The sequence below is a fragment of the Micrococcus sp. GbtcB5 genome, assembly GCF_019091605.1.
GTDB lineage: Bacteria > Actinomycetota > Actinomycetes > Actinomycetales > Micrococcaceae > Micrococcus > Micrococcus luteus.
Genome location: NZ_JAGXJK010000583.1, coordinates 1 through 231 on the forward strand (window position 1 = coordinate 1; position 231 = coordinate 231).

The 231-nt window shown below is 70.1% G+C and carries 1 protein-coding gene; it reads left to right on the top strand.

Annotated features, from left to right (window positions below):
• Positions 1-16: 16 nt before the first annotated feature.
• The coding region (locus KVS67_RS13595; RefSeq protein ID WP_217565599.1) for a hypothetical protein at positions 17-231 on the top strand (215 nt) is incomplete at its 3' end.

A 231-nucleotide genomic window follows, 5' to 3' on the forward strand; every position in this document is an offset into this window, starting at 1 on the left:
TGTCCGTATCTGACGCGTGGTGGGTATGTGGGAGTCGCAGGTGCGTGCAGAGCAGGGCCTGCGTGCCGGTGGCATCGAGGAGGCGTTCGGCAGCGGCGATGAGGGTACGCAGGAGCTCGGACTGTGCCAGCGAGTACCAGGTGGAGCGCCCTTCCGGGCGCAACGCCGCCAGGCCCCGCTGGTCCTGCCGGTGGTGGTCGCCGTGCTGGTGGTTGCCCTCGTCGTGGGCCT